Source organism: Variovorax sp. AC194 (assembly GCF_979257995.1).
In genome coordinates this window covers 4766512-4791882 of record NZ_OZ409823.1, presented here as the reverse complement: position 1 = coordinate 4791882, position 25371 = coordinate 4766512, and the positions used below count along the sequence as shown (strand labels likewise).

The following is a 25371-nucleotide window of genomic DNA, read 5'->3' as shown; positions in this document are numbered from 1 at the left end:
TTTCTTTTTGTTATCTTGCACCGCATGACCGAGGCCGCCGCCGCACCCACCCCCGAAATCGACGAGTTCATCGACGCCCTCTGGCTCGAGGACGGCCTCTCGAAGAACACGCTGGCCGCCTACCGCCGCGACCTCGCGCTGTTCTCGCAGTGGCTCGGAAAACAGCGCAGCGGCGTCGCGCTCGACAGCGCACAGGAGTCCGACGTGCAGGCCTACATGGGCGTGCGCCTCTCGACCAAGGGCAAGGCCACCTCGGCCAACCGGCGGCTCACGGTGTTCAAGCGCTACTACCGCTGGGCGCTGCGCGAGCGCCGCATCACGGCCGATCCGACGATCCGGCTCGCGCCCGCAAGGCAGATGCCGCGCGCCATCAAGACGCTCTCGGAAAAGCAGGTGGACGACCTCCTGGCCGCACCCGACGTCGAATCGCCGCTGGGCCTGCGCGACCGCGCGATGCTCGAGGTGATGTATGCCAGCGGCCTGCGCGTGAGCGAGCTGGTGGCGCTCAAGGTCATCGACATGAGCCTGAACGACGGCGTGCTGCGCGTGCTGGGCAAGGGCAACAAGGAGCGGCTCGTGCCGTTCGGCGGCGAGGCGCGGCGATGGATCGAGCGCTACCTCGATGAGTCGCGCCCCGCGATCCTCGACGGCCAGCAGACGCCCGACCTCTTCGTGACCGCGCGCGGCGCGGGCATGACGCGCGTGATGTTCTGGATCATCGTGAAGAAGCAGGCCGCAGCGGCCGGCATCCACGTGCCGCTGTCGCCGCACACGCTGCGCCATGCCTTCGCCACGCACCTGTTGAACCACGGCGTGGACCTGCGTGCGGTGCAGTTGCTGCTGGGCCATGCCGACATTTCGACGACCACCATCTACACGCACGTGGCGCGCGAGCGGCTGAAGCAGCTGCACGCGGCGCACCATCCGCGCGGCTGACCTCGCGGCCGAGCTGCCGTCGATCAGCCCTTGCGCTTGCGCGCCTCGATGGCCGGCACCAGCGTGTCGAAGAAGGCGCTGACCATGCGCATCTCGCGCCGCTCGGCCAGGCACAAGACGTGCGCGTACGTGAAGATCTCGGTGTCGCTGAAGCCGACCGTGCGCAAGTCGGGGCTCGGCACGAACTCCACGCTCGACACCGCCGCGATGCCCAGGCCCTGCGCCACGGCTTCGCGGATCACCTCGCGGCTGCTGATCTCCATCACCACATCGACCTCGACCTTCGCCCTGGCGAGCGCGAGTTCGAGCGCCTTGCGCGTGGTCGATCCCTCTTCTCGCATGATGAGCCGCTCGCCCTGCAGCTCCGCCAGGCGGATGTTGCGCCGCCGCGCGAAGCGGTGCGTCGATGGCACGAACATCACGACCGGGTGCTGGCTGAACGGCACCGAGAGAAAGCGATCGTCGCGCACTATCTGTGCGAGCACGCCGACGTCGGCGCTGTAGTCCAACAGGCTGTCGAGCACGTCCTGCGAATTGCCGGTGCTCACCGTCACTTTCACGCCGGGGTAGCGCAGGCTGAAATCGACCAGCATCTTGGTCACGTGGTACGGGCCCACGGCCGCCACGCGCAGGTGGCCGGTGCGCAGCGTGCCGGCATCGCCGAGCAGCGCAACCGCATCGCCTTCGAGGCTGAAGATCTGCTGCGCGAGCTGCATCAGCTGCTCGCCGATTTCGGTGAGCTGCACGCGCCGGCCGCGCCGGTGGAAGAGCTCCACCTGGTACGCCTCTTCGAGAAACCGCACCTGCGTGGTGATGGTGGGCTGGCTCACGTGCAGGTGCTCGGCAGCCTTGGTGAAGCTGCCCTCGCGGGCCACGGCATAAAAGGATCGCAGCTGTGTGAGGCGCATAGGGAAGACCCTTTGAATCTATAGGTTCAGCATATAGATTATCGAAAAAAATTGAATTTGTTCGATACCTGGCGCAATGATTTACTTCGCTTCAAGACGGACCAGGCAGCGACAGAAAACGCCGGACGTCCCGAATCTTCCAGCCGCCGCGACCCTGGGCGGCACCGAAGAATTCATGCAACACAGACCACTGGAGACAACCATGATGAAGCGCAGAAAGTTGCTGCTCGGCACTGCCGCCGTCACAGCGTCCGCCTTCGTGCCGATGGCACGGGCACAGCAGGTTCTCACTGTCGGGCTGATTCCTTCCGAGGATTCGCGCGCCATGATCGCCAACAGCCAGGCCATGATGGACATGCTGTCCAAGGCCCTCGGATTCGCGGTCAAGCCCTTCGTGGCGGCCGACTACAACGGCGTGATCGAGGCGCTGCGTTCCAAGCGGCTGGACGTGGCCTACCTCGGACCGTTCTCGTACGTGCTGGGCGCGACGGTGGCCGACATCGAGGCCTTCGCGGTCGCCGAGACCAAGAAGGCCGGGCGCACCTTCTATTACAGCCAGATCGTCACGCACAAGGACACCGGCATCAAGACGGTGGCCGACCTGAAGGGCAAGACCTTCGCGTTCGTCGATCCGAGCTCGACCTCGGGCCACCTGTTCCCCAAGGCCGGGCTCATGAAGCTGGGCTTCAACACCGACAAGGACTTCGGCCGCGTGATCTTCTCGGGCTCGCACGACTCCAGCGCGATCGCGGTGCAGAACAAGAAGGTGGACGCCGCGGCCGTCGCCGACCGCATCCTGGATGCCGCCGTGGCCAAGGGGCTCGTCAAGCGCGAAGACCTGGTCGAGGTGTGGAAGTCGGACCCGATTCCCGAGTCGCCCACCGTGTGGCGCAAGGACCTCTCCGCGGACCTGAAGACGCGCGTGCAGGCGGCCTTCCTGCAGGTGAAGGACATTCCCTGGTCCGACCAGGGCGAGCTCAACGGTTTCCACCCGACCAACGACGCGGCCTACAACATCATCCGCGACACGGCCAAGGTGCTGAACCTGGACCTGAGGAAGATGAAATGATCGAAATCAGAGGCCTGTGCAAGCGCTACGGCGACTTCACCGCACTGCACCGCGTGGACCTCACGGTCGCCAAGGGCGAGTTCGTCGTCATCCTGGGCGCATCGGGTGCGGGCAAATCGACCTTGCTTCGCTGCATCAACCACCTGGCCGAGCCGAGCGAGGGCGAGATCCATGTGGACGGCGAGCGTTCGCGCGGCGACCGCAGCGGCCTTCGCAAGGTGCGCCGCGACGTGGCGATGATCTTCCAGCACTACAACGTGGTGCCGCGTCTGTCGGTGCTCAAGAACGTGCTGACGGGGCGCCTGGGCTCGATGCCGGCGATCGCCTCGTGGTTCCAGGTCTTTCCCGCCAAGGACATCGCCATTGCCCGCGAGTGCCTGCGCCGCGTGGAGCTGGACCACAAGGCGGACCTGCGCACCGACACGCTCTCGGGTGGCCAGAAGCAGCGCGTGGGCATCGCCCGTGCGCTCGCGCAGCAGCCCAAGGTGATCCTGGCCGACGAGCCCGTCGCGAGCCTCGATCCGAAGACCTCGCGCAAGGTGCTCAACTACCTGAAGCAGGCCAGCAGCGAAGCGGGCATCACCGTCATCTGCAACCTGCACCAGGTGGACTACGCGCGCGAATTCGCGCAGCGCGTGATCGGCGTCGCGGCCGGCCGCGTGGTGTTCGAAGGCCGGCCCGACGAGCTGACCGAAGAGGTGCTGCAACGCATCTACCCGGGCGGCCTGGAAGACGGCCCGATCGAAGCGCCCGCACCCGTCGCATCGCAAGCCGCCGTCCCCTCGGCCACGGTGCGTCCCGTCCAGCAACTCGCCATGGAGCAATCATGATCGCCATCGGACGCTACAACCTGCTGGTCGCCAAGAGCGGCGGCAATCCGGGCTGGTGGAAGTACGCGCTTGCCGCGCTGGCGCTGCTGTCGGTGATGTGGTGGGCCGCCATCGGCAGCCAGGTCAGCTTCAGCGAACTGGTCAAGGGCATGCCATGGATCGCCGATTTCCTCGGCCGCATGCTGCCGCCCAACTGGGAGTTCATGCAGCGGCTCGTGAAGCCCGCCATCGAGACGGTGCAGATCGCGCTCTGGGGCACGCTGCTGTCGGTGATTCTCGCGGTGCCGCTGTGCTTCTTCGCGGCGCGCAACATCTCGCCGAACCTCGCGGTGTTCCATGCGATGCGGCAGGTGCTGAACATCACGCGCGGCATCAACGAGATCATCCTCGCGCTGATCTTCGTGGCGGCCGTGGGCCTGGGGCCATTCCCCGGCGTGCTGGCCCTGGCGCTGCACGGCGCGGGCATGCTCGGCAAGTTCTTCGCCGAATCGATCGAGGAGATCGACCAGGGCCCGCTCGAGGCATTGCGCGCCACCGGCGCGGGGCCCATACAGACCATCATCTTCGGCGTGATCCCGCAGGTCGTGACCGCGTGGATCGGCGTCATCGTCTACCGCTTCGAGACCAACCTGCGCCAGGCCACGGTGCTGGGCATGGTGGGGGCGGGCGGCATCGGTTTCGAGCTGGTGGGGAGCATGAAGCTCTTCCAGTACCAGGACACCGCGACCTGCATCCTGGTGATCGTCGTCATGGTGATGACGGCCGACTACCTGTCGACCAAGTTGCGCGCATGGATTCAACAAGGAGCGCATCAATGACAGACAAGCCGACCCTCCCGGGCATCGCGGTGAACGGCCGCACCTACAGGTCGCCCACGCAGCCCGTCGTCGTGGTGTGCGTCGATGGCTGCGAGCCCGACTACATCACGCAGGCGATCCAGGCCGGTGTCGCGCCCTTCATGAAGAAGATGCTGGCCGCGGGCAGTTCGGGCACCTCGCTGGTGGGCGATTGCGTGGTGCCCAGCTTCACGAACCCGAACAACCTCTCGATCGTGACCGGCGCGCCGCCCTCGGTGCACGGCATCTGCGGCAACTACTTCCTGGACACCGCGCAAGGCAAGGAAGTGATGATGAACGACCCCGCCTACCTGCGCGCCGAGACGCTGCTGGCGGTGTTCTCCAAGGCGGGCGCGAAGGTCGCGGTGGTCACTGCCAAGGACAAGCTGCGCACGCTGCTGGGCCACCGCATGGAAGGCATCTGCTTCTCGGCCGAGAAGGCCGACCAGGCGACGCGCGCCAACGGCGGCATCGACGATGTGCTGGCGCTGGTCGGCAAGCCTGTGCCCTCGGTCTACAGCGCGGATCTGAGCGAATTCGTGTTCGCCGCGGGCGTCAAGTTGATGGAGACGCAGCGGCCCGACCTGATGTACCTCTCGACCACCGACTACGTGCAGCACAAGTGCGCGCCCGGCACGGCCGGCGCCAACGACTTCTACGCAATGATGGACGGCTACCTCGCGCAGCTCGACGCGCTGGGCGCGACCATCGCGCTCACCGCCGACCACGGCATGAGCCCCAAGACCGATGCGGCCGGCAACCCGCGCATCGTGTTCCTGCAGGAAGTGCTCGATGCGCGCCTGGGCGCGGAGCGCGGCCGGGTGATCCTGCCGATCACCGATCCTTACGTGGTGCATCACGGCGCGCTCGGTTCGTTCGCGACCGTGTACCTGCAGCCGGGTGTGGATGTGCCCGCGCTGGTCGAAGCGCTGCGGGAAACCGACGGCATCGAAGAGGTGCTCACGCGCGAAGAAGCGGCCAAGCGCTTCGAGCTGCCGCCCGACCGCATCGGCGATCTCGTGGTGGTGTCCGACCACCTGGCCGTGATCGGCACGCGCGCCTCCGAGCACGACCTGAGCGGCCTCACGGTGCCGCTGCGTTCGCACGGCGGGCTCTCCGAGCAGAAGGTGCCGCTCTTGTTCAACCGGCGGCTGCAGGGCGTCGATCCGAAGCGGCGATTGCGCAACTTCGACATCTTCGACCTGGCGCTGAACCACGCTGTCCCTGCGGCACCCGCCGCCACCTGACGAGAAACCCATGAGCGCCAACTATCACAACCCCGTACAGAGCGTGTACGGGGCAGGGGCCCTGTCGTCCCTGCCGAAACTGCTCGACGGCCGCCGCGCTGGTCTGGTGACCTTTCCGGAGGCCCGCGCCATCGGCCTGCTGGGCCGGCTGGAGTCGGTGCTGCAGGGCGCGCTGGCCTGCACCATCGACCAGACGCGGCCCAACCCCGACGTGGCCGAACTGGCCGGCCTCTACGAATGGTTCTGGAAGGAGCACGCGGATGTGGAAGTGCTCATCGCGGTCGGCGGCGGCAGCGCCATCGACACCGCGAAGGCGCTCATGGTGGCGAACGATGCGGCGAGCTTTGCCGACCTCGTGGCGGGCCTTGCCGGCGAGCGGCCCTTCGTGCCCACGCGCAGCAAGATGCTGATCGCCGTGCCCACCACCGCGGGCACCGGCAGCGAGGTCACGCCCTGGGCCACGGTGTGGGACCGCGAGCGCCAGAAGAAGTATTCGCTGCACCTGCCCGAGACCTGGCCGCGCTACGCGGTGGTCGACCCTGAGCTGATGCTCTCGCTGCCCGCGGCCGTCACGCTGCAGAGCGGGCTCGATGCGCTCTCGCATGCGCTGGAGGCGATCTGGAACGTCAATGCGAATCCGCTCTCGGACACCTTCGCCGTCTCGGCCGTGCGCGACACGCTCGAAGTGCTGCCGCAGTTGATGGGCCAGCTCGACAACGTCGAGCTGCGGGGCCGCATGGCGCTTGCGGCGCTGAAGGCCGGCATGGCGTTCTCCAACACCAAGACGGCGCTCGCGCATTCCATCTCGTATGAGATGACGTTGCGCTACGGCCTGCCGCACGGCATCGCCTGTTCGTTCCTGCTGCCGATGGTGCTGGAGCGCGCCATCGGCCGGCGCGCCGACCGCGACGCGGTGCTGCGCGAAGCGCTCGGCATGCCGCTCGCGGAGGCTCCGCAGCAACTGGCGGCCTTCATCGAATCGCTGGGCGTGAAGACGCGCTTCGCCGACTACGGCGTGGGCGACGACGAAGCCCGCGAGATGCTGCGGCACGCGCAGGGCGGCGCGCGCGGCAAGAACTTCATCGGCAACGACCTCGCGGAGAACCAGGCATGACGAACGTTTCGACACCCCACCGCGACAGCACCGGCTTTCGCGCCGAAGCCCTTCGCATCGGCGGCGAGCGCGTGCGGCGCGAGCGCACGCTCGACGTGTTCAACCCGTACAGCAACGAGCGCGTGGGCACGGTGCCGCTCGCCTCGGTTCAGGATGTGCGCGAGGCCTTTCGCATCGGCCATGCGTACCACTCGACGCTCTCGCGCTACGAGCGCGCGAGCATCCTGCAGCGGGCCTGCGCGCTCTTGCGCGCACGCGCCGAGGAGGGCGCCGCGATCATCACGATGGAATCGGGCCTGTGCAAGAAAGACGCGCTGTATGAAATCGGCCGCGTCGCCGACGTGCTGACCTTCGGCGCGACCGAGGCGCTGCGCGACGACGGGCAGGTGTTCTCGTGCGACCTCACGGCGCACGGCAAGAAGCGCAAGGTCATCACGCTGCGCGAGCCGCTGCTGGGCGTGATCACCGCAATCACGCCGTTCAACCACCCGATGAACCAGGTCGCGCACAAGGTGGTGCCCAGCATCGCGACCAACAACCGCATGGTGCTCAAGCCCTCGGAGAAGGTGCCGCTCTCGGCCTTCTACCTGGCCGACATCCTCTACGAAGCGGGGCTGCCGCCCGAGATGTTCCAGGTGCTGACGGGCGACCCGCGCGAGATCGCCGACGAGCTCATCACGAACGCGCAGGTGGACCTGGTCACCTTCACCGGCGGCGTGGCCATCGGCAAGTACATCGCCGCGAAGGCGGGCTACCGGCGCATCGTGCTGGAGCTGGGCGGCAACGATCCGCTGATCGTGATGGAAGACGCCGACCTGGACCGCGCCTCCGACCTCGCGGTGCAGGGCTCGTACAAGAATTCGGGCCAGCGCTGCACGGCGGTCAAGCGCATGCTGGTGCACAAGGACGTGGCGAGCGAATTCACCGAGCGCGTGGTCGAGAAGACGAAGCGCTGGAAGCACGGCGATCCGGCCGATGCGAACAACGACATGGGCACGGTGATCGACGAGGCCGCCGCGCGCCGCTTCGAACTGCTGGTGGACGAGGCCGTGGCGCAGGGCGCGCGCCTGCTCGCAGGCAACCGGCGCGAAGGCGCGCTCTATTCGCCGACCGTGCTGGACAACGTGCGCCCCGAGATGACGGTGGTGCGCGAGGAGACCTTCGGCCCCGTCTCGCCGATCATCCGCTTCGGCAGCATCGACGAGGCGATCGCCATCTCGAACGGCACGGCCTACGGCCTCTCGTCGGGCATCTGCACCGATCGCATGGACTACGCCACGCGCTTCGCCAACGAGCTGAAGGTGGGCACGGTCAACGTGTGGGAGGTGCCCGGCTACCGCATCGAGCTCACGCCCTTCGGCGGCATCAAGGACTCGGGGCTGGGCTACAAGGAAGGGGTGCAGGAGGCCATCAAGTCGTTCACCAACGGCAAGACCTTCACGATGCCCTGGGGCTGAGCCCGACGCAGTGCTTACGATGCGGGAATGACGCCGATCATTCCCGCAATGCCGCGCATCGGGTGCGCGGGCTGGAGCCTGCCGCGTGCCTTGTGGCCTGCGTTTCCGGCCGAAGGCTCTCACCTCGCGCGCTATGCGCAGCGCTTCGATGCGGTCGAGATCGATACCTCGTTCTACCGGCCGCACCGGCGCGAGACCTATGAGCGATGGGCCGCGAGCACGCCCGAGGGCTTCCGCTTCGCGGTCAAGCTGCCGAAGACCGTCACGCACGAACTGCGGCTCGTCGCTGCGATGCCGGCTTTCGATGAATTTCTTGCGCAGGTGGCGGGGCTGGGCGACAGGCTCGGGTGCCTGGTCGTGCAATTGCCGCCGAGCCTTGCCTTCGACGCGCCCGTGGTCCGGCGTTTTCTCGCCGATGTGCGCAAGAGGCACGCCGGTCCTGTGGCACTGGAACCAAGGCATCGCAGCTGGTTCTTGCCTGCGGCCGAATCGCTGCTGTCGCGCTTCCAGGTCGGGCGCGTGCTGGCCGATCCGGTGCTGTTCGATGAAGCGGCGGCGCCCGGCGGGTGGCCCGGTCTCGTCTATCTGCGATTGCACGGGTCGCCGCGCCGCTACTGGTCGGCCTACGACGACGCGCTGCTCGCACGGCTCGCATCGCGCCTGCACCTGGCGCGCGAGGAGGGCGCCGCGTGCTGGTGCATCCTGGACAACACGGCGGGCGGCGAGGCGGTCGGCAACGCGATGACCCTGGCGCGGCTGCTTCAGAATCGCTGATTCATTCGAGGAGACAAACACCATGAACTTCCACCGACTCTGTGCCGGCATTGCGCTGGCGACCGCCGCGGGATTCGCCGCGGCGCAAGGCTTTCCCACTGCCAAGCCGATCCGCCTGATCGTCGGCTATCCGCCCGGCGGCGGCATCGACTTCGCGGCGCGCACGGTGCAGGTGCCGCTGCAGGAGGCGCTCAAGCAGCAACTGGTGGTCGACTACAAGCCCGGCGCGAGCGGCATGATCGCGGCCACCGAGCTCACGCGCCAGCCGGCCGACGGCTACACGCTGCTGCTGGCCAACACGGGGCCTTTCGCGATCGCGCCGTACCTGCAGAGCAAGCCGCCGTACGACCCCATCAAGCAGTTCACCTACATCGGGCAGATCAGCCAGGGCAGCTACATCGCGGTGACGCGGCCCGACCATCCGGCCAGGAACCTCAAGGAGTTCGTCGCCTGGGCCAAGGGGCAGCCGGGCAAGGTCAATTTCGCCTCGGGCGGCAACGGCACCTCCACGCACCTGAACGGCGAACTGATGAACCAGGTGACGGGGCTGGACATGACCCATGTGCCCTACAAGGGCAGCGCGCCCGCGGTGCAGGACCTGCTGGGCGGGCAGACGCAGATCCTCATCGACGCGGGCAGCGTGCTGCTGCCGCAGGTCAAGGGCGGCAAGCTCAAGGCGCTGGCGGTGACCGGGCCGGTGCGCGATCCGCAACTGCCCGACGTGCCGACGGTGAAGGAGCTGGGCCTCGCGGGCATGGAATCGGTCGGTTTCCAGGGGCTGGTGGGGCCGGCCAACATGCCCAAGGAGGTGGTCGACCGGCTCTCGAACGAGCTGGCCCGCGCGCTCGCGCAGCCCGACATCAAGGCCAAGTTCGCGACCGCGGGCGCCGAGGTGCATCCGCTCGGGCCGGCCGAGTTCGCGGCCTTCGTGAAGGCCGACAATGAGAAGTGGTCCAGGCTCATTCGCGAGCGCAAGCTGCAACTGGACTGATCCTCGACCGATTCCTTTCTCATGACAGACATGCATTTCAAGTTCAAGCCGTCGTGGCACATCGCTGCTGCTGCTGCGGCCGCGGCTGCGCTCTGCGCCGCTGCCGGCGCGCAGGCACAGCCCGTTCCCAAGACCATCCGCCTCATCGTGGCGTACCCCGCCGGCGGCGTGAGCGACGTCGTCGCGCGCGCGCTCGGCGACCGGCTCGCCGCGCAGCTGGGCGCGACGGTGGTCGTCGACAACCGCGCCGGCGCGAGCGGCGCCATCGGCATGGATGCCGTGGCCAAGGCCGCGCCCGACGGCGCGACGCTGGGCTTCTCGGCCATCAGCCCGCTGGTGCTGAGCCCGCACCTGGGCAAGCTGCCGTTCGATCCGCTGAAGGACATCGCGCCGGTCGCGAGCGTGATGTATTCGCCGGTGCTGCTGATCGCCACGCCGGCGAGCAAGGCGAAGGATTTCCGCGCGCTGCTGGCCGATGCCAAGGCGCAGCCCGGTGCGGTGCGCTGGGCCACCTCGGGGCCGGCGTCGCTCGGGCACATCGTGCTGGAGCAGGTGAGGGCGGCGACGGGCGTGGACATCACGCACGTGCCCTACAAGGGCGGCGGCCAGCAGCTCAACGATGCGCTGGGCGGGCAGTTCGAGATCCTCTCGACCAACGCGAGCCCGACGCTCACCTCGCACATCCAGTCGGGCAAGTTGCGTCCGCTCGCGGTGGGCGCGCCGGCGCGGCTGGAGAGCCTGCCGCAGGTGCCCACGCTGGGCGAGCTGGGCTACAACGCGGCAAACATCAACTCGCTGTTCGGCGTGTTCGCGCCGGCCGCCACGCCGCCCGCGCTGGTCGCGAAATACAACGCCGAGATCAACAAGGCCCTGGCCAGCCCCGAGCTGCGCGCCAAGCTCACGGCCACCGACAACGTGCCCACGGGCGGCACGTCCGCGGCCTTCGCCAAGGAGATCGCCTCGGAGTTCGAGAGCAACGGGCGCATCGTGAAGGCCGCGAACATCAAGGCCGATTGATGATTGACCCTTCGGCTTGCGGTTCGATTTTCCCTACCTTATAGTAGGTAGATGACCAACGCCACCGCCACCCCTGCCGCACTCGCTGCCGGCAGCACCCGGGACCAGATCCTCGGGGTGGCGCGCGGCCTGATCGAAACGCGCTCGTACCTGGGCTTCAGCTTCCAGGATGTGGCCGACGCGGTCGGCATCCGCAAGGCGAGCCTGTACCACCACTTTCCGACCAAGGAAGCGCTGGGCATCGCGGTGATCCGGCGGGCCACCCAGTATTTCAAGGACTGGGATGCGGCCCGCGAGCGCAAGCCCAAGGACGCGCTCGACTCGTATTTCCGCATGTACCGCAACACGCTGAGGGCCGGCTCGGGCATGTGCCCCGCGGGCTCGCTGGCGCCGGGCTGGGATTGCATCAACGACGAGTTGCGCCAGGCCGTGCAGGAGCTGCGCCACACGCAGGTGCTGTGGCTCACCGGCGTGCTGGGCGCGCTGTCGCCTGTGGGCGCGCGCAAGAAGGGCGCATCGGTTGCCTCGCAGGCCAGCTACGTGTTCTCGGTGTGCCAGGGTGCACTGCTCGCCTCGCGCATGACGGGGCGCGTGGAAGACTTCGACGAAGCCATCGCGCAACTCAGGAGTTCATTGCCCGGCTGACGGCCGGGCGGCATCGCAGGCACGCATCGGCGTGCTTATTTTTCGACCCGATAGCCTACCGATTGGATGGTAGGTTTTGCCTCAAGGAGCATCTCATGAAAGCCGTCATTTCCGCCTACGCCCGCTCACCGTTCCACTTCGCCAAGAAGGGCGCGCTCGCCGAAGTGCGCCCCGACACGCTGGCCGCCGGCGTGGTGAAAGGCCTGCTGCAGCGCACCGACCTGGACCCCGCGCTGCTCGAAGACATCATCCTCGGCTGTGCCTACCCCGAGGCCTCGCAGGGCAACAACGTCGCGCGCATCGTCGGCCTGCTGGCAGGCCTGCCGCACGAGGTGGGCGGCATGACGGTGAACCGCTTCTGCGGCTCGTCGATGCAGGCGGTGCACATCGCCGCGGCGCAGATCGAGGCGGGCATGGGCGATGCGTTCCTCTGCGTGGGCGTGGAGTCGATGACGATGGTGCCGCAGGGCGGCTTCAACTTCTCGCCCAGCCCCGAGCTGCTGGCGAACACGGATGCCTATATCTCGATGGGCGAGACGGCCGAGAACGTCGCGCAGCGCTGGAACGTGAGCCGCGCCGACCAGGAGGCGTTTGCGGTCGATTCGCACCGCAAGGCCGCGGCTGCGCGCGCGGAAGGGCGCCTGGCGGGCGAGATCGTGCCGGTGCGCCTGGCCTCGGGCGACATCGTCGATGCGGACGGCTGCATCCGCCCGAGCACCTCGGCCGAAGCGCTGGCCAACCTCAAGCCCGCGTTCCGCCCCGATGGCGTGGTGACGGCCGGCACCTCGTCGCCGCTCACCGATGGCGCGGCCGTGGTGCTCGTGACCAGCGACGCTTTCGCTGCGAAGCACGGCCTGCAGATGCTCGCGCGCATCAAGTCGTTCGCGACCGTGGGCGTGGACCCGGCCATCATGGGCATCGGGCCGATTCCCGCGACGCGCAAGGCGCTGGCACGTGCCGGGCTGACCGCGGCGGACCTCGACGTGATCGAGATCAACGAAGCCTTCTCGTCGCAGGCGCTCGCGTGCATCCGCGACCTGGGGCTCGACCCGGCGAAGATCAACCTGGACGGCGGCGGTCTTTCGATCGGCCATCCGCTGGGCGCGACCGGCGCGCGCATCACGGGCAAGGCGGCGTCGCTGCTGGTGCGCGAGAAGGGCCGCTACGCACTGGCCACGCAGTGCATCGGCGGCGGGCAGGGCATCGCGACCATCCTGGAGCGCGTCTGACCCAAGCAAAGTTCGAGAATGCGCTCATGCGCGAACCCACCACAAGGAGACCCCATGACCGCACCCACTGACACCGGCGCCAGGCGCGCGCTGTACCTCGAAGACCTGTCGGTCGGCGACCGCTTCCAGAGCGGCGAGCACACGCTGGACGTGGCGCAGATCAAGGCCTTCGCGCTGCAGTTCGATCCGCAGCCATTTCACACCGACGAAGAGGCCGCGAAGAACACCTTCTTCGGCGGCCTCGCGGCGAGCGGCTGGCACACGGCCGCCCTCACGATGAAGCTGCTGGTGGAAAGCGGCGTGCCGTTGGCCGACGGCATCATCGGCTCGGGCGGCGAGCTGCAGTGGCCCAAGCCCACGCGCCCCGGCGACGTGCTGCATGTGGTGAGCGAGGTGCTCGACATCACGCCCTCGCGCTCCAAGCCCGGCCGCGCGATGGTGACCATGCGCTGCCAGACGCGCAACCAGCGTGGCGAGGTGGTCCAGTACTTCACGCCGAAGCTGGTGGTGCACAGCCGGTCCGTGCCGGGCTGATCGCCAGGGTCCCGGGGCCTGAACCTCAGACCACGCGCAGGCCCAGCTCCTCGACCAGCGACGCGGCCTGCCGGTGCGAGATGGTCGCGCCCTTGAACTGCGCGGCGTTCGCCAGGCGCAGGCCGCCCAGGTCGGCATCGCGCAGGTCCGCGCCCTCGAAGCGCGCGAGCTTCAGGTGCGCGTTGTGCAGGCTCCCGCCTTCGAACACGGCCTCGCGGAAATCGCAGCCCGAGAGGTCGGCTTCGGAAAAGTCCAGCTGCGCGAGCGTTTGCTTCCGGAACGACAGGCTGCGCAGGTGCGCATCGACCAGCAGCGAGTCCTTGAAGACGATGCCCAGCGCCGAGACTTCGGCGAAGTGCGCGCCCGTGAGCTTCACGCCCGCGAAGTGTGCGGAGGCCAGCTTGGCGCGCGTCCACTGGGTGTTGTTGAGGTCGCAGTCCTGGAAGCGCGCATTCGTGAGGTCGGCGAGGCCGAAGTCGGCTTGGCGTGCCCGGCATCCGGCCCAGCGGGTGTCCGACAGCAGCGCCCGTTCGAACGAGGCTTCGGCGAACTGGCACAGCGTGAACTGCGCGCCGCGCAGGTCGAGCCGGGAGAGGTCCGCTTCGTCGAAATTGCAGCGCTCGAAATGCACGGGAGCGTCGCGCTCTTGCAGGCAGGCGAGCAGGTCGGCGCGGGACCAGGTCTGGTCGGAAATCACGAAGGCGGTGGGGGTCATGTCGGTGTGTCGGAGCCGGCCGCCAGCATGCGCAGTTCTTCGGCGGTGAAGCCGGCGCGTTGGCGGGCCTCGATGTTGAAGGGCGGCCGGATGCGCGGCGCGTCGTAGCGCGCCACGAGCGCCGGGTAGTTCGCTTTGGCGTCGAGCCCCGCGCGCTCGCAAAGCCAGCGGTACCAGTGGTTGCCGATGGCGACGTGGCCCACCTCGTCGCGCAGGATGATGTCCAGGATTTCCACCGCGCGCAGCGCATCGGGCGTGTTGACGCGCCTGAGCTTGGCCTGGATCAGCGGCGTGGCGTCCAGGCCGCGCGCCTCCAGCGTGCGGGGCACCAGCGCCATGCGGGCGAGCACGTCGTCTTTCGTTTTCTCGCACATGTTCCAGAGGCCATTGTGGCCGGGGAAATCGCCGTAGTGCCAGCCCATGTCCTGCAGGTGCGCGTGCAGCAGCGTGAAGTGCAGCGCCTCCTCGTCGGCCACGCGCAGCCAGTCGCGGTAGTAGGCCTCGGGCATGCCGTCGTAGCGCCAGACCGCATCGAGCGCGAGGTTGATCGCGTTGAACTCGATGTGGCAGATCGAATGGATCAGCGAGGCGCGCCCCTCAGGCGTGAAAGGCGAGCGCTTTTGCACCGCGGTGGCCGAGACGCGCACCGGCCGCTCGGGCCGGCCGGGCACGCCCTGGTCGTCGCCTTCGGTGCGGATCGGGTCGGTTGCTATGGAATCGGTAGCGGCCAGCGCCGCGGTGGCGTGCGTTGCCGCCACCTTTTGTTCAGGATCGGTCAGTCGCAGCGCGGCCAGCGCGCTCAATCGGGGGTGCATCCCTACAATTCTAGTTTTTGCCCCGGAGACTCCTGCGATGGCCCTCTACGAACTCGACGGCATTGCGCCGCAACTCGCCCCCGGCGCCTGGGTGGCCGACAGCGCCGAGGTGATCGGCAACGTGAAGCTGGGCGAGAACGCGAGCATCTGGTTCGGCGCCGTGCTGCGCGGCGACAACGAGACGATGACCATCGGCCGCAACAGCAACGTGCAGGACATGTCGATGCTCCATTCGGACCCCGGCAGCCCGCTCACCGTGGGCGAAAACGTCACCATCGGCCACCAGGTCATGCTGCACGGCTGCACCATCGGCGACAACTCGCTCATCGGCATCCAGGCGGTGGTCTTGAATAACGCGAAGATCGGCCGCAATTCGATCGTTGGTGCCGGCAGCGTGGTGACCGAGGGCAAGGAGTTTCCCGACAACTCCCTCATCTTCGGCTCGCCCGCCAAGGTGATGCGCACGATCAGCGACGAAGACGCTGCGCGCCTGCGTCATGGTTCCGACCACTACGTCGAAAATGCCGTTCGCTACGCGAAGGGCCTGAAGAAAATCGCCTGACCCCGCGCAGGCCCAACACAGCGAAAGAAGAATCCGTTTTGAGCGAGCTGCACAAATTCCTGTTCGATGGCCTGCCGGTGCGCGGCATGATCGTGCGCCTGACAGATGCGTGGCAGGAGATCCTCGCGCGGCGCGCCTCCAACACCGCCACCGGCGCCTACCCGCCGCCCGTTGCCGAGCTGCTCGGCGAGATGACCGCTGCGGCCACGCTGATGCAGGCCAACATCAAGTTCAACGGCGCGCTGATCCTGCAGATCTTCGGCGACGGCCCCGTGAAGGTGGCCGTGGCCGAGGCCAAGCCCGACCTGAGCCTGCGTGCCACCGCCAAGGTGATCGGCGACCTGCCGGCCGATGCGCGCCTGCCCGACATGGTCAACGTGAGCAACAAGGGCCGCTGCGCGATCACGCTCGACCCGAAGGACAAGCTCCCGGGCGCCACGCCGTACCAGGGCGTCGTGCCGCTCTTCGGCGACGACGGCGAGAAGCTGGGCAAGTTGAGCGACGTGCTGCAGCACTACATGCTGCAGAGCGAGCAACTCGACACCACGCTGGTGCTCGCGGCCGACGACAAGGTGGCGGCGGGCCTGCTGATCCAGCGCCTGCCGGTGAAGGGCGAGGGCAACCTCGAAGGCACATCCGACAAGGATCGCGACCAGGCCAACGAAGACCAGATCGGCCGCAACGAGGACTACAACCGCATCTCGATCCTGGCCTCGAGCCTCACGCGCGACGAGCTGCTCACGCTGGACATCGAGACCATTCTTCGGCGCCTCTTCTGGGAAGAAAAGCTGCTGCGCTTCGAGCCGCAGGCGGGCTTGCTCGGCCCGCATTTCGCGTGCACCTGCGGCCGCGAGCGCGTGGCGCAGATGATCCGCGGATTGGGCGTCGAAGAGGCCGAAGAGATCCTCGCCGAGCGCGGCGACATCGAGGTGGGCTGCGACTTCTGCGGCAAGCAGTACCGCTTCGACGCGATCGATGCGGCGCAGATCTTCAGGCCGCCGACGGACCAGATTCCGGGCAGCCCGATCGTCCAGTAAGGCGCGCCGCGCCTAGCGGGCTTCGTCGTCGAAGCCGCTGAATTCGATGTCGGGCGCGCTTGTGTTGTGCTTCGAGGGCAGGCTGCGGCCGAAGCGCACCTGCGTGGCGTCGAGCGACTTCACCTCGGGCAAGGGCATGGCTTGCGGTGTGGCCTCCGGCGATGCCTGCCAGCGCACTTCGCTCATGTCGGCGTTGTCGGCCGCGACGTACATCGAGCGCAGCACCGCGAACGGTTGCGCGCTCGCGGTGGGCTTGGACAGGGTGACGTCCAGCGCCGTGCGCTTGCGGCTGATTTCGTCCACGCGCGCGACGGCGCTGCCGCCGTTCGTGAAGCGCAGGTGGATCGCGAGCGGCTTGGGCACCACGCGGATCGACGCGATGTTCACCACCGGCCGCCCGGCCTGCTCGACCGGGCCGAGCAGGAACGACGAGCCGTACACACCATCGCCGAAGCGCGCCTCGGGCAGCGGCTTCAGGCGCCAGTAGCCGTCGGAGGGGTACAGCACGATGGCCTCGAGCGCCTTGCCGTTTTCCTTCTTGAACACCTGCAGCAGGTGAAAGCCGCGGTCGCTGCGCGCACCCACCTGCACCGGCACGCGCTGCGGCCGCCAGAAGGTCGGCAGCGTCATGCCGACGATGCGCCAATCGGCGTTGTCCAGCAGCACCACCGTGCGCTTCTTGAAGCGGTGTGCCGGGTCGGTGGGGTGCGCGCCGCCGTCGAAATTGCAGCCCGAAAAATCGGGCGCGGTGACGTCGTTGCCGATCTTGTCGAGGTAGTCGGGCTGCAGCGCCTCGATGCGCAGGTGGCGGATGCCCTCGCCGCGCAGCACCATGGAGACGTTGTCCTCCTCGGCGCAGGCGGTGGTCGTGGTGCCGTTCTCGACGGTGGCGGCGACGGGGGCCGCGAGGGCCGGGCCAGCCGACAGCAGCGCGGCGACGAAGAGAGGCAAGAGGGGCAGGAGGGAGGCGGTGCGCGGGGTTAAGTGCAGGGGCATCAGGTCTCCGTGAATCTCCGTGAAGAACGGCGGCTTGCTTATTCGCGCCGCCCGATCAGGTCTGTGAAAAGGCGATGTTCGCATTCCGGGTCGGAGCATTTCTCGCAAGGCCATGTCCACGCGGCGGGCTTTGCGTCGGCCTTGCCGCGCGCGCGTGTGCGGCGTTCGCGGTCTTCGCCGCTGGCGATCGAGTTGATGGCGTTCCATGCGTTGGCCAGGCGCTCGCCGCCGGTGCCGTGCACGACGGTGAACGAGAGCTTCGCGCCCGTCAGCGCGGCGCGCACGAGCGTGTCGGTCGGCTGGCGCGCATGGGGGCCGTCGCGCAGGTGGTCGCCGACCCAGGGGATGTCGAGCGCGGTGAGCAGCGTGATGGCGCAGCGCCGCTGGGCCGCGAGGGCATCGGCGTAGAGCGAACGGTCGTCGAAGAGCTGCTCGCTGTAGACCGCGGTCATGAGCGCGGTGGTGTCGGCGATCACCACGCCTGCCGCGGCGGCGGCGTCGATGCGGCGCGTCTGTTCGTCGGCGATGGCCTGTTGCTCCTCGGGGCGCGGCGTGCGGCCTTCGCGGTCGCACCATTCGCGCAGGTACTCGTCCACCAGCGTCGCCGGAATGCCGCGCTCCTGCAGGCGCTGCGCGATGGCGCGCGCCAGCTCGGTCTTGCCCGTGCTCTCGGCGCCGAGCACGGCGATGACGCAGCCGCTGGGCAGCACCGGTGTCATGCGCGCTCCGCCGCGGGCAGGCGCTGGCGCCACGCCAGGTAGCCGGCCACGCTGAGCACCGCGAACACCGCGTACAGGCCGACGGTGAGCCACAGGCCCTTGTGGATGAACAGGCCCACGCTCACGACGTTCACGGCCAGCCAGACGAGCCAGTTCTCGATGAACTTGCGCCCGAGCAGGAACTGGCCGACGAGGCTCAGGCCCGTGGAGAAACCGTCCCACCACGGCACGTCGGTGTCGGTGAAACGGTGAAGGAAGAGGGCGATCGCGGGCCACGCAATGGCGCAAGCCGCAATGGTGAGCGTGATGCCGCGCTGCGAGAGCCGGCTCACGTGCAGCGCGCTGCCATCGCTGCGATGGCCGCGCAGCCACTGGGACCAGCCCCAGAGCGCCACGAAGGCGAAGAACACCTGCAGCGACGCATCGCCGTAGATGCGCGCCTTGGCGAAGACCACGACGTAGAGCAGCGAACTGGCGATGGCCAGCGGCCAGCCCCAATGGATCTCGCGCATGTTGCAGCCGACCATCGCGAGCGCGAGGACGGCGGCCACCAGTTCGAGCCAGCTGACAGGAGAGCCCCAGAGCGCAAAAGCGGGGGCCGAGAGAAGCTCGGACATCAGCGGGCGGGATGGTGGAAGGTCAGTGCGCGATCTGCACGAACACTTCGTTCGGCTTGACCATGCCGAGTTCCGCGCGGGCGCGTTCTTCGACCATTTCGAGCCCGTCCTTGAGGTCGTTGACCTCGGAGGCCAGGCGCTCGTTGGTGATCGTGGCCTTGGCGTTCGCTTCCTTCTGGTCGGTCAGCTTGGTCTGCAGTTGCGTGACGTCGCGCACGCTGCCGCGCCCGTTCCACAACTGCCATTGAAGAACGGCCAGCAGCAGCAGCAGGACGATGGGGGGAACGAAGCGCGCGCGCATGGGCGTCTGTCTCTACGCCACCCGCACGCCGAAGCCGCCGCGCTGCCGTTCCGGAAGGAGCGGCGAAGTGCGCGGCCTGGCGAGCCGGGTGGCTGGCATCACTTGAGGTTGTAGAACGCGCCGCGGCCCGGGTAGCTGGCGATGTCGCCGAGGTCTTCTTCGATGCGCAGCAGCTGGTTGTACTTGGCGATGCGGTCCGAACGCGAGAGCGAGCCGGTCTTGATCTGGCCGGCGTTGGTGCCCACGGCGATGTCGGCGATGGTGCTGTCCTCGGTTTCGCCCGAGCGGTGCGAAATGACGGCGGTGTAGCCCGCGCGCTTGGCCATCTCGATGGCGGCGAAGGTCTCGGTGAGCGTGCCGATCTGGTTGATCTTGATCAGGATCGAGTTGGCGATGCCCTTGTCGATGCCCTCTTGCAGGATCTTGGTGTTGGTGACGAACAGGTCGTCGCCCACCAGCTGCACGCGCTTGCCCAGGCGGTCGGTGAGCAGCTTCCAGCCGTCCCAGTCGCCTTCGTGCATGCCGTCCTCGATGCTGATGATCGGGTACTTGTCGACCCAGGTGGCCAGCATGTCGGCCCAGTTGCCGGCCGACAGCGTGAGGTTCTCGCCCGACAGCACGTAGTTGCCGTCCTTGTAGAACTCGCTCGCCGCGCAGTCCAGGCCCAGGGCGATCTGCTCGCCCGCGGTGTAGCCGGCCTTGTCGATCGCTTCCAGGATCAGCTGGATGGCTGCTTCATGGCTCTCGACGCTGGGAGCGAAGCCGCCTTCGTCGCCCACCGCCGTGCTGATGCCGCGGTCTCCCAGGATCTTCTTCAGGGCATGGAACACTTCGGCGCCGTAGCGCACGGCCTCGCGGAAGCTCTTGGCGCCCACGGGGATGATCATGAATTCCTGCAGGTCCAGGCTGTTGTTGGCGTGCGCGCCGCCGTTGATGACGTTCATCATCGGCACCGGCAGTTGCATGCCGCCCATGCCGCCGAAGTAGCGGTACAGCGGCAGGCCCGACTCTTCGGCCGCGGCGCGGGCCACGGCCATCGAGACGGCCAGGGTGGCGTTGGCGCCCAGGCGGGCCTTGTTGTCGGTGCCGTCCAGGTCGATCATCGTGCGATCGAGGAAGGCCTGTTCGCTGGCGTCCAGGCCGAGCACGGCTTCGGAGATCTCGGTGTTGATGTTCTCTACCGCCTTGAGCACGCCCTTGCCCAGATAGCGGCTCTTGTCGCCGTCGCGCAGCTCGATGGCTTCGCGCGAACCGGTCGATGCGCCCGAGGGCACGGCCGCGCGGCCCATGGTGCCCGACTCGAGCAGCACGTCGCACTCGACGGTGGGGTTGCCTCGGCTGTCGAGAATTTCGCGGCCGACGATGTCAACGATTGCACTCATCTTTTGTCTTTCTCAAATAAAACGGATCACAGACCTTCGACAACGATCATGCGCATGATCGCGGCGCCCTGGCGCGAGGCGCGCGCCTTGCCGTATTCGGGCGATTCATTGAATTTTTTGGCGGCTTCCACGCTCGGGAACTTGAGGACAACGATGCGCTGGGGTTCCCAGTCGCCTTCGAGCACTTCGATCTTGCCGCCGCGCACGCACACCTCGGCGCCGTGCGCCTTCATGGCTTCGGTGGACCACTTCTTGTAGTCCTCGTACTGCGCGGGGTTGGTCACTTCGATGTTGGCGATGATGTAGGCGCTGCTCATTGCTGAAAGATGTCCTCGAGGAAAGCGTTTTTCTTGGTGACCCGGTCGAGCGCCAGGAGCGTCTCGAGCAGGGCCTTCATGTGCTTGAGCGGCACGGCGTTGGGGCCGTCGCTCAGGGCCTTGGCCGGATCGGGGTGCGTCTCCATGAAGAGACCCGCCACGCCCACGGCCACGGCCGCGCGCGAGAGCACGGGCACCATCTCGCGCTGGCCGCCCGAGGTCGTGCCCTGGCCGCCGGGCAGCTGCACCGAGTGGGTGGCGTCGAACACCACGGGCGCCTTCGTCTCGCGCATGATCGCGAGCGAGCGCATGTCCGAGACGAGGTTGTTGTAGCCGAAGCTCGCGCCGCGCTCGCACGCCATGAAGCTGTCTTCGTCCAGGCCCGCTTCCTTGGCCGCCGCGCGCGCCTTGTCGATCACGTTCTTCATGTCGTGCGGCGCGAGGAACTGGCCCTTCTTGATGTTGACCGGCTTGCCCGACTGCGCCGCGGCGTGGATGAAGTCGGTCTGGCGGCAGAGGAACGCGGGCGTCTGCAGCACGTCGACCACCTTGGCGGCCTCGGCGATGTCTTCGGTGGTGTGCACGTCGGTGAGCACCGGCAGGCCGAGTTCGCGCTTGACCTTGGCCAGGATCTCCAGGCCCTTGTCGCGGCCCGGGCCGCGAAAGCTCGTGCCCGAGGAGCGGTTGGCCTTGTCGAAGCTGCTCTTGAAGATGAACGGAATACCCAGCGCCGAGGTGATTTCCTTCAGCGTGCCGGCGGTGTCCATCTGCAGCTGTTCGGATTCGACCACGCAGGGGCCTGCGATCAGGAAGAAGGGCTGGTCCAGGCCAATGTCGAATCCGCAGAGTTTCATGCCACGGCCTTCAGGCTTTTCGCGCCGCCCGCGCTCTGGGCCTTGTGATCCAGCGCCGCCTTGATGAACGCGTTGAAGAGCGGGTGGCCGCCCCACGGCGTCGACTTGAACTCGGGGTGGAACTGCACGCCCATGAACCAGGGGTGCACGTCCTGCGGCAGCTCGACGATTTCGGTCAGGTGCTCGCGCTGCGTGAGCGCCGAGATCACGAGGCCGGCGGCGCGCAGCTCATCGAGGTAGTTGACGTTGGCTTCGTAGCGGTGGCGGTGGCGCTCGGTGACCACGTCGCCGTAGATGCTGTGGGCCAGCGTTCCGGGCGAGACGTCGGAGCTCTGCGCGCCCAGGCGCATGGTGCCGCCGAGGTCGGACTTCGCGTCGCGCGTCTTCACGGTGCCGTCGCTGTCCTTCCACTCGGTGATCAGCGCGATCACGGGGGTGGGCGTCTCGGGGTCGAACTCGGTGCTGTTGGCGTTCTTCAGGCCCGCCACGTGGCGCGCATATTCGATGGTGGCCACCTGCATCCCGAGGCAGATGCCCAGGTAGGGCACCTTGCCTTCGCGGGCGAAGCGGGCGGCGGAGATCTTGCCCTCCACGCCGCGCTGGCCGAAGCCGCCGGGCACGAGGATGGCGTCGTACTTCGCCAGGCGCGAGACGTCCTGCGCGGAGATGGTTTCCGAGTCGATGTAGTCGATCTTCACGCGCGCATGGTTCTTCATGCCGGCGTGGCGCAGCGCCTCGTTGAGCGACTTGTAGCTGTCCGAGAGGTCCACGTACTTGCCGACCATGGCGATCGAGACTTCCTGCTGCGGATGCTCGACTTCGTAGACCAGGTCGTCCCAGCGCTGCAGCTTGGCGGGCGGGGTGTTGATGCGCAGCTTGTCGCAGATGAGGCCATCCAGGCCCTGCTCGTGCAGCATGCGGGGCACCTTGTAGATGGTGTCCACGTCCCACATCGAGATGACGCCCCATTCGGGCACGTTGGAGAAGAGCGAGATCTTCGCGCGCTCGTCGTCGGGAATCGGGCGGTCGGCGCGGCACAGGAGCACATCGGCCTGGATGCCGATGGCGCGCAGTTCCTTGGCGGTGTGCTGGGTGGGCTTGGTCTTGAGCTCGCCGGCGGCGGCGATCCAGGGCACGTAGGAGAGGTGCACGAAGGCCGAATTGTTCGGGCCGTTGCGCAGGCTCATCTGGCGCACGGCCTCCAGGAAGGGCAGCGATTCGATGTCGCCCACGGTGCCGCCGATCTCGACGATGGCCACGTCGACCTCGTGCGAGGTGCCGATGCCGGCGCCGCGCTTGATGTATTCCTGGATCTCGTTGGTGATGTGCGGGATCACCTGCACCGTCTTGCCCAGGTAGTCGCCGCGGCGTTCCTTCTCGAGCACGGTCTTGTAGATCTGGCCGGTCGTGAAGTTGTTGGCCTTGCGCATGCGCGTGTTGATGAAGCGCTCGTAGTGGCCGAGGTCGAGGTCGGTTTCCGCGCCGTCATCGGTGACGAACACCTCGCCGTGCTGGAAGGGCGACATCGTGCCGGGGTCGACATTGATGTACGGATCGAGTTTGATGAGGGTGACTTGGAGGCCGCGCGATTCGAGGATCGCGGCGAGCGAGGCGGAGGCGATTCCCTTGCCAAGGGAAGATACGACACCACCGGTGACGAAGACAAATTTGGTCATGCCAGTTCCGGACTTTGCAATCCGGGCAGTGGGAAATTCCGATTATAGGTGTGCCCTTTGCGACACCGGCCGCCATAGGCTTGTTCGCATTGGTTCGACGGCCCATGAGCAACAATACGGCCCATGCAAGATCTCGCCGGAAAACACATCGTCCTGGGCCTCACGGGCGGCATCGCCTGCTACAAGTCGGCCGAGCTGTGCCGGCTGTTCGTGAAGGCGGGCGCCACGGTCCAGGTCGTGATGACCGAGGCGGCCGAGCAGTTCATCACGCCGGTGACGATGCAGGCGCTGTCGGGCCGCACCGTCTACACCTCGCAGTGGGACACGCGCGAGCCCAACAACATGCCGCACATCAACCTCAGCCGCGAGGCCGATGCGATCGTGCTGGCGCCGTGCAGTGCCGACTTCATCGCGCGGCTGGTGCAGGGCCGCTCCGACGACCTGCTGAGCCTCATGTGCCTCGCGCGTCCCATGGACCGCATTCCCCTCCTGATCGCCCCGGCCATGAACCGCGAGATGTGGGCCCACCCGGCCACCCAGCGCAACCTGATGCAGGTCTCGGCCGATGGCGCGACCGTGCTGGGCGTGGGCAGCGGCTGGCAGGCCTGCGGCGAGACCGGCGACGGGCGCATGCTCGAGCCGGCGCAGCTGCTCGAGGACATCACCGCCTTCTTCCAGCCCAAGCTGCTGGCAGGGCAGAAGGTGCTGGTCACCGCGGGGCCGACCTTCGAGGCGCTCGATCCGATTCGCGGCATCACCAACCACTCGTCCGGGAAGATGGGCTTTGCCATCGCACGGGCGGCGCGCGAAGCCGGCGCCGAGGTCACGCTGGTGGCCGGCCCGGTGCACCTGGCCACCCCGCGCGGCGTGACCCGCGTCGATGTGCTGTCCGCACAGGACATGCTCGAGGCGACCGTCCGTGCGGCGCAGAGCGCTAGCATTTTTGTAGCGACGGCCGCCGTCGCCGACTGGCGCCCGGCCACGCACAGCGACCAGAAGATCAAGAAGGACGGCAGCGGCAAGACGCCGGTGCTCGATTTCGTCGAGAACGCCGACATCCTGCTCACCGTTGCCAAGAGCGAGCGGGCGCAGGCGAAGAAGCTGTTCTGCGTCGGCTTCGCGGCCGAGAGCGAGAACCTCGTCGAGCACGCCAAGGCCAAGCGCGAGCGCAAGGGCATTCCGCTCCTGGTCGGCAACATCGGACCGCTGACCTTCGGTCAGGACGACAACGCACTGCTGCTCGTGGACGCCCAGGGCGTGCGCGAGCTTCCCCGCGCATCCAAGCTCACGCTGGCGCGTGAACTGATGACCGAGATCGCCGCGCGACTTCCCGACTGGAGCGTCTGATGAACACCGAATCGAACACACCGCCCAATGGCGACTTTGCCCGCTACGTGGAGCAGCTCTCGGCACGGGCCGCGCAGCCGGGGCGCGTGGCGCAATCGGGCGAGCACGGACTGGACGTCGGCATGACGCCAGGCCCCGGCGCCCAAGGCACCGCGGCCACGGCCGCCCAGCGGCGCGAGTCGTCGAACGGCGAAGGGGCCAAGCCCCTGATCGGGCCCACCATGCTCAAGGTGTTCGGCGGCGTGGGTGCGCTGCTGTTCCTGGTGCTCTGGGCGGCCGGCGTGCCGTTCTTCGTGCTGGTCCTGGCGGTCGGCGCGGCGCTCTGGCTCGGCAAGAGTTTCTTCAAGGGGCTGAAGCTGACGCCGGGCGTGGCCAAGTGGCAGCAGGTGCTCGAAGAGGCCGCCCGCAGGCAAAGAGAACAGCAACAAAAGCAAGGCAAGTAAACA

General features: G+C 67.6%; 28 protein-coding genes. 17 read left to right on the top strand and 11 right to left on the bottom strand.

Going from position 1 to position 25371, the window contains the following annotated elements; all coding sequences use genetic code 11:
* Nucleotides 1-24 precede the first annotated feature (24 nt).
* Entirely contained in the window at nt 25-936 is a 912-nt protein-coding gene (xerD, locus tag ACZYRS_RS22775) for a site-specific tyrosine recombinase XerD (protein WP_198789456.1), read from the top strand.
* 23 nt (nt 937-959) lie between these two features.
* Here xerD and ACZYRS_RS22770 read toward each other — a convergent pair whose 3' ends face one another.
* Complete coding sequence (locus tag ACZYRS_RS22770; RefSeq protein ID WP_463421081.1) at nt 960-1844, bottom strand: LysR substrate-binding domain-containing protein; 885 nt, start codon at nt 1842-1844, stop codon at nt 960-962.
* A gap of 205 nt (nt 1845-2049) precedes the next feature.
* Between ACZYRS_RS22770 and phnD the strand changes: the two genes are divergently transcribed.
* The 12 genes from phnD to ACZYRS_RS22710 all read left to right on the top strand — a co-directional run bounded on the left by phnD (nt 2050) and on the right by ACZYRS_RS22710 (nt 13587).
* Complete coding sequence (gene phnD, locus ACZYRS_RS22765) at nt 2050-2913, top strand: phosphonate ABC transporter substrate-binding protein (protein WP_463422523.1); 864 nt, start codon at nt 2050-2052, stop codon at nt 2911-2913.
* The gene (gene phnC, locus ACZYRS_RS22760; protein WP_463421080.1) at nt 2910-3743 is read left to right on the top strand and encodes a phosphonate ABC transporter ATP-binding protein; all 834 of its coding nucleotides are present in this window, start codon (nt 2910-2912) and stop codon (nt 3741-3743) included. Before phnD ends, phnC begins: the two co-directional genes overlap by 4 nt.
* Nucleotides 3740-4561 (top strand): phosphonate ABC transporter, permease protein PhnE, encoded by an 822-nt coding sequence (gene phnE, locus ACZYRS_RS22755; RefSeq protein ID WP_198789460.1) that lies wholly within the window; start codon nt 3740-3742, stop codon nt 4559-4561. Before phnC ends, phnE begins: the two co-directional genes overlap by 4 nt.
* Complete coding sequence (gene phnA, locus ACZYRS_RS22750; protein WP_463421079.1) at nt 4558-5826, top strand: phosphonoacetate hydrolase; 1269 nt, start codon at nt 4558-4560, stop codon at nt 5824-5826. The genes phnE and phnA overlap by 4 nt, the downstream gene beginning before the upstream one ends.
* Nucleotides 5827-5836: 10 nt before the next feature.
* Complete coding sequence (gene psrA, locus ACZYRS_RS22745) at nt 5837-6940, top strand: iron-containing alcohol dehydrogenase PsrA (protein ID WP_463421078.1); 1104 nt, start codon at nt 5837-5839, stop codon at nt 6938-6940.
* Nucleotides 6937-8397: a phosphonoacetaldehyde dehydrogenase gene (phnY, locus tag ACZYRS_RS22740; RefSeq protein WP_463421077.1), complete on the top strand. Its 1461-nt coding sequence runs from the start codon at nt 6937-6939 to the stop codon at nt 8395-8397. Before psrA ends, phnY begins: the two co-directional genes overlap by 4 nt.
* A gap of 27 nt (nt 8398-8424) precedes the next feature.
* Nucleotides 8425-9171 carry a DUF72 domain-containing protein gene (locus tag ACZYRS_RS22735; RefSeq protein ID WP_463421076.1) on the top strand — a complete coding sequence of 249 codons (747 nt, stop codon included), beginning with the start codon at nt 8425-8427 and terminating at the stop codon, nt 9169-9171.
* Between the two features lie 22 nt (nt 9172-9193).
* Entirely contained in the window at nt 9194-10162 is a 969-nt protein-coding gene (locus ACZYRS_RS22730; RefSeq protein WP_463421075.1) for a Bug family tripartite tricarboxylate transporter substrate binding protein, read from the top strand.
* A 21-nt stretch (nt 10163-10183) separates the two neighbouring features.
* Entirely contained in the window at nt 10184-11179 is a 996-nt protein-coding gene (locus ACZYRS_RS22725; RefSeq protein WP_463421074.1) for a Bug family tripartite tricarboxylate transporter substrate binding protein, read from the top strand.
* Nucleotides 11180-11230: 51 nt separating this feature from the next.
* Complete coding sequence (locus tag ACZYRS_RS22720) at nt 11231-11824, top strand: TetR/AcrR family transcriptional regulator (protein ID WP_463421073.1); 594 nt, start codon at nt 11231-11233, stop codon at nt 11822-11824.
* Nucleotides 11825-11919: 95 nt separating this feature from the next.
* Nucleotides 11920-13053, top strand: a complete 1134-nt coding sequence (locus tag ACZYRS_RS22715; RefSeq protein WP_463421072.1) for a thiolase family protein — start codon at nt 11920-11922, stop codon at nt 13051-13053.
* A 54-nt stretch (nt 13054-13107) separates the two neighbouring features.
* Nucleotides 13108-13587: a MaoC family dehydratase gene (locus tag ACZYRS_RS22710; RefSeq protein ID WP_463421071.1), complete on the top strand. Its 480-nt coding sequence runs from the start codon at nt 13108-13110 to the stop codon at nt 13585-13587.
* 25 nt (nt 13588-13612) lie between these two features.
* Here the strand turns inward: ACZYRS_RS22710 and ACZYRS_RS22705 are convergent, their stop codons facing one another.
* On the bottom strand, nt 13613-14302 hold the full coding sequence (locus ACZYRS_RS22705) for a pentapeptide repeat-containing protein (protein ID WP_463421070.1): 690 nt from the start codon (nt 14300-14302) through the stop codon (nt 13613-13615).
* Nucleotides 14299-15117: a ferritin-like domain-containing protein gene (locus tag ACZYRS_RS22700; RefSeq protein WP_463421069.1), complete on the bottom strand. Its 819-nt coding sequence runs from the start codon at nt 15115-15117 to the stop codon at nt 14299-14301. Before ACZYRS_RS22700 ends, ACZYRS_RS22705 begins: the two co-directional genes overlap by 4 nt.
* A 37-nt stretch (nt 15118-15154) precedes the next feature.
* Here ACZYRS_RS22700 and ACZYRS_RS22695 point away from each other — a divergent pair, with 37 nt between their 5' ends.
* Complete coding sequence (locus tag ACZYRS_RS22695) at nt 15155-15679, top strand: gamma carbonic anhydrase family protein (protein ID WP_463421068.1); 525 nt, start codon at nt 15155-15157, stop codon at nt 15677-15679.
* Between the two features lie 38 nt (nt 15680-15717).
* The gene (gene hslO / locus ACZYRS_RS22690; RefSeq protein WP_463421067.1) at nt 15718-16716 is read left to right on the top strand and encodes an Hsp33 family molecular chaperone HslO; all 999 of its coding nucleotides are present in this window, start codon (nt 15718-15720) and stop codon (nt 16714-16716) included.
* Between the two features lie 12 nt (nt 16717-16728).
* On the opposite strand, the gene ACZYRS_RS22685 is transcribed toward hslO, so the two are convergent.
* The 8 genes from ACZYRS_RS22685 to ACZYRS_RS22650 form a co-directional block, all read right to left on the bottom strand.
* Entirely contained in the window at nt 16729-17712 is a 984-nt protein-coding gene (locus tag ACZYRS_RS22685; RefSeq protein WP_463421066.1) for a hypothetical protein, read from the bottom strand.
* A 38-nt stretch (nt 17713-17750) separates the two neighbouring features.
* Nucleotides 17751-18431, bottom strand: coding sequence for an AAA family ATPase (locus ACZYRS_RS22680; RefSeq protein WP_463421065.1), 681 nt, complete (start codon nt 18429-18431; stop codon nt 17751-17753).
* The gene (pnuC, locus tag ACZYRS_RS22675) at nt 18428-19048 is read right to left on the bottom strand and encodes a nicotinamide riboside transporter PnuC (RefSeq protein ID WP_463421064.1); all 621 of its coding nucleotides are present in this window, start codon (nt 19046-19048) and stop codon (nt 18428-18430) included. The genes ACZYRS_RS22680 and pnuC overlap by 4 nt, the downstream gene beginning before the upstream one ends.
* A gap of 22 nt (nt 19049-19070) precedes the next feature.
* Complete coding sequence (ftsB, locus tag ACZYRS_RS22670; protein WP_198789475.1) at nt 19071-19349, bottom strand: cell division protein FtsB; 279 nt, start codon at nt 19347-19349, stop codon at nt 19071-19073.
* A 98-nt stretch (nt 19350-19447) separates the two neighbouring features.
* Nucleotides 19448-20731, bottom strand: coding sequence for a phosphopyruvate hydratase (gene eno, locus ACZYRS_RS22665; RefSeq protein ID WP_198789476.1), 1284 nt, complete (start codon nt 20729-20731; stop codon nt 19448-19450).
* 26 nt (nt 20732-20757) lie between these two features.
* The gene (locus ACZYRS_RS22660) at nt 20758-21048 is read right to left on the bottom strand and encodes a DUF1330 domain-containing protein (RefSeq protein ID WP_463421063.1); all 291 of its coding nucleotides are present in this window, start codon (nt 21046-21048) and stop codon (nt 20758-20760) included.
* Nucleotides 21045-21902 carry a 3-deoxy-8-phosphooctulonate synthase gene (kdsA, locus tag ACZYRS_RS22655; RefSeq protein ID WP_463421062.1) on the bottom strand — a complete coding sequence of 286 codons (858 nt, stop codon included), beginning with the start codon at nt 21900-21902 and terminating at the stop codon, nt 21045-21047. The genes ACZYRS_RS22660 and kdsA overlap by 4 nt, the downstream gene beginning before the upstream one ends.
* Entirely contained in the window at nt 21899-23578 is a 1680-nt protein-coding gene (locus tag ACZYRS_RS22650) for a CTP synthase (RefSeq protein ID WP_198789479.1), read from the bottom strand. The genes kdsA and ACZYRS_RS22650 overlap by 4 nt, the downstream gene beginning before the upstream one ends.
* A 123-nt stretch (nt 23579-23701) precedes the next feature.
* On the opposite strand from ACZYRS_RS22650, the gene coaBC reads away from it, so the two are divergent.
* On the top strand, nt 23702-24925 hold the full coding sequence (gene coaBC / locus ACZYRS_RS22645) for a bifunctional phosphopantothenoylcysteine decarboxylase/phosphopantothenate--cysteine ligase CoaBC (RefSeq protein ID WP_463421061.1): 1224 nt from the start codon (nt 23702-23704) through the stop codon (nt 24923-24925).
* On the top strand, nt 24925-25368 hold the full coding sequence (locus ACZYRS_RS22640) for a hypothetical protein (RefSeq protein ID WP_198789481.1): 444 nt from the start codon (nt 24925-24927) through the stop codon (nt 25366-25368). Before coaBC ends, ACZYRS_RS22640 begins: the two co-directional genes overlap by 1 nt.
* Nucleotides 25369-25371: the final 3 nt, after the last annotated feature.